Origin of the sequence: Streptomyces sp. NPDC052107, assembly GCF_040680215.1 — a bacterium.
Classification (GTDB): Bacteria; Actinomycetota; Actinomycetes; order Streptomycetales; family Streptomycetaceae; genus Streptomyces.
Genome location: NZ_JBFAWG010000242.1, coordinates 1 through 2,408, shown reverse-complemented (window position 1 = coordinate 2,408; position 2,408 = coordinate 1). Strand labels below are relative to the sequence as shown.

Below are 2,408 nucleotides of genomic sequence, written 5' to 3'. Positions count from 1 at the left end.
TCCATCTCCACGCTCACGCAGCCCCGCCCAGGTGGGAAGAACCCGCACCGGACCCTACGGTTCCCATGGGATCGCTTAGCTGATTAGAGACGCTTGGCACGTCTGGTGTCGCCTCAGGGGCGCAGGTCGTCGTGCAGGCCGAGGTGGTGGTAGCGGTGGCTGGTCGTGGCAAGGATCCGAGGGGCGAGCAGTCGCAGGATCCAGCGCGCGTCTTCGCTGGGGTTGGTGTGCGGGTGCCGCGCATGTACCAGCCGCGGACGATGCTCCGCTCGTCCTCGTATGCCGTGCGGATGGCATGGGCGGTGATCTCCCGCCCCGTAGCCAGATGCCCAGGTCGGCGGCCGTGGGGTCTTGGGCCTGGATGGCGGAGATCTGCCGGACGACCGCCCCGGCAGAAGTCTCCCGTATTCCGCCGGCCAGAGCTGGCGAAACAGGCCCGCAGCCTGCGGACGCTCTCGTGGTCAAGCGTCGGGACATGCCCCTCGTGATCAGCGCGGTCAGGAGACGGCCGTATCAAGGGTCCCGGCAAGTTCAGTGGGTGCCGACAGCATCGGCCAGTGCCCGGTGGGCAGGTCGAAGCGCCGCCACGGCGGCTGGTTCAGGAAGGCCAGCATCGGCACCCCGGCGTCCAGCAGGCCCGTGAAGTCATGGCAGGCGATCAAGACCCGGTCCACACCGGGCCCGAGCTCGGCCGAGACGGCGAGACGCTGGGTGTAGGTGCCGAACGGCTGAGGGGTGGCACGCGCGCGCAGAACGTCCCGCTGGCCCTCGTCGAGCCCGTCGAGGCTGCTGGACAGTCCCAGGACCTCCAAGGGCGGCATCGGCAGCCGCCACCCGTCGTCGGAAGCGGAGACCTGGTGGCGCAGTTGGTCCGCTGCCTCAGGTGGCATGAGGTCGAGCATGCGCATGCCCGCGGCGAACGGGGCGCTGTCCACGTAGACCACGCGCTCCAGCCGGTCGCCGAGACGTCCGGCCGCCCCAGTCACCGGGGCAGCCGCATAGCTGTGGGCGACCAACGTGACGTCGCGCAGATCGTTCCGCTCAACGAATCCGGTGATATCCGCGATGTGCGTGTCCAAATCCGTCTGTGGCCCGCCCTGGTCGGCCTGCTCGGCCAGGCCCGTCAGCGTCAGCGGCAGCGCCGTGTGGCCGCGCTCCCGCAGCGCGCGGACGGTGTCTTCCCAGGCCCACGCCCCGAGCCAGGCGCCGGGAACGAGTACAAAGGTGGCCATGTGATCTCCCATACGTGAGCTGCTGCGGGGAGCGTAGAGTCAATACAGGACACATTCCGCCCTGAAATGCCGAGAGATCCATGTCGCATCCCCTGACCCGTGTGCTGACCCTGCTGGAACTCCTCCAGTCACACACCCAGCTCACCGGGGCGGAGCTGGCCGACCGCCTGGACACCGACGTCCGCACCGTGCGCCGCTACACCGCCCACCTGCGGGAACTGGGCATCCCCGTGGAGGCCGAACGCGGCCGCTACGGCGGCTACCGACTGGCCCGCGGCTACCGGATGCCACCCCTGGTCCTCACCAACGACGAGGCTCTCGCCGTCGTCCTTGGCCTACTCGCCGCGGAACGCCTGGGCATGGGCACCGCCGCACCGGCCAGTGCCGGTGCCCTGGCCAAGATCGAGCGGGTGCTCCCGTACGCCCTGCGCGAACCGCTCACCGCCATGCGGGAGACTCTCTCGTTCACCGCCAACGCCGTGATCGGGCAGGCACCCGGCACCGGCGTCCTGCTGGCCCTGGCCCAGGCCTCTCGCGCCCACGAGACCGTCGGCATCCACCACCAGTCCTGGCGCCAGGAGCACACTGAACGCGACATCGACCCCTACGGCGTGGTCTTCCACACCGGCCGCTGGTACGTCGTCGGCCACGACCACCTCCGCGACAGTCTGCGGACCTTCCGTATCGACCGCATCGCCTCCGTCACCGCCCGGGCTCGCCACTTCACAGCCCCCGACGGCTTCGACCCCGTAGCCCACCTGACCTCGACCCTGGCCCAGGGGACCTACCGCTGGCACGTTGAGGTGACGATCCACGGCCCCCTCGATGAGATCGCCCGCCGGCTGCCCCGCTCAGCCGTCACCCTCACCACCCAGCCCACCGGTGTCCTCATGCACGCATGGGCGGAACGACTGGACGGCATGGCACACCTGCTCGCCTCCCTGGAATGGCCCTTCACCATCCACCACCCCGACGAACTACGACAGGCCCTCAAGAACCTCGCCGACCAGCTCATCGCAGCCGTCCAACGGGAACCAGGTGAACCACCGCAGTAAAAACCCGTAGTTCGGACAGGCTGAGTTGAACCGGATTTTGTAGCGGCCCTGAAGCCAGGCATGATCGCCTCGGCAGACGGGAGAACACAGGTCCGATGCCTGCACCATGGAAATACCCCGA

The 2,408-nt window shown here is 68.8% G+C and carries 2 protein-coding genes; one reads left to right on the top strand and one right to left on the bottom strand.

The window, feature by feature from the left end; translation table 11 throughout:
- Positions 1–497 precede the first annotated feature (497 nt).
- Complete coding sequence (locus AB0M27_RS47415; RefSeq protein ID WP_365732406.1) at positions 498–1,232, bottom strand: alpha/beta hydrolase; 735 nt, start codon at positions 1,230–1,232, stop codon at positions 498–500.
- An 80-nt stretch (positions 1,233–1,312) separates the two neighbouring features.
- Between AB0M27_RS47415 and AB0M27_RS47410 the strand changes: the two genes are divergently transcribed.
- Positions 1,313–2,287 carry a YafY family protein gene (locus tag AB0M27_RS47410; protein ID WP_365732405.1) on the top strand — a complete coding sequence of 325 codons (975 nt, stop codon included), beginning with the start codon at positions 1,313–1,315 and terminating at the stop codon, positions 2,285–2,287.
- The last annotated feature ends 121 nt before the right edge of the window (positions 2,288–2,408 follow it).